1 pseudogene is annotated in these 323 nt (G+C 40.9%); it reads left to right on the top strand.

Going from position 1 to position 323, the window contains the following annotated elements:
• Positions 1-323 (top strand): annotated as a pseudogene (locus tag AB9K37_RS14405) (sodium:proline symporter); the annotation flags it as partial.

Here is a 323-nt window from a genome sequence, read left to right as displayed (position 1 = left end):
AGCAACGGGGTTTGTTGGCGTTGTATATGTTCAGCAAACGGGTGTTCTATTAAACGATGCTGAAACTATTTTTATTTTATTGTCGCAGGTGTTGTTCCATCCATTAATAGCGGGTTTTTTGTTGGCGGCAATTTTAGCGGCGATTATGAGTACGATTTCGTCACAGTTGTTGGTAACCTCTAGTTCACTAACAGAAGACATTTACAAAGCCTTCTTCAATCAACATGCATCACAGGCAAAATTAGTTACTGTAGGGCGTATTTCTGTACTTGCTGTCGCGCTACTAGCCATCTTTCTTGCTTACGATCGCGACAGTTCAATAT

Source organism: Donghicola sp. XS_ASV15 (assembly GCF_041224595.1).
Classification (GTDB): Bacteria; Pseudomonadota; Alphaproteobacteria; order Rhodobacterales; family Rhodobacteraceae; genus Donghicola.
This window is presented reverse-complemented; position numbering and strand designations above follow the sequence as displayed.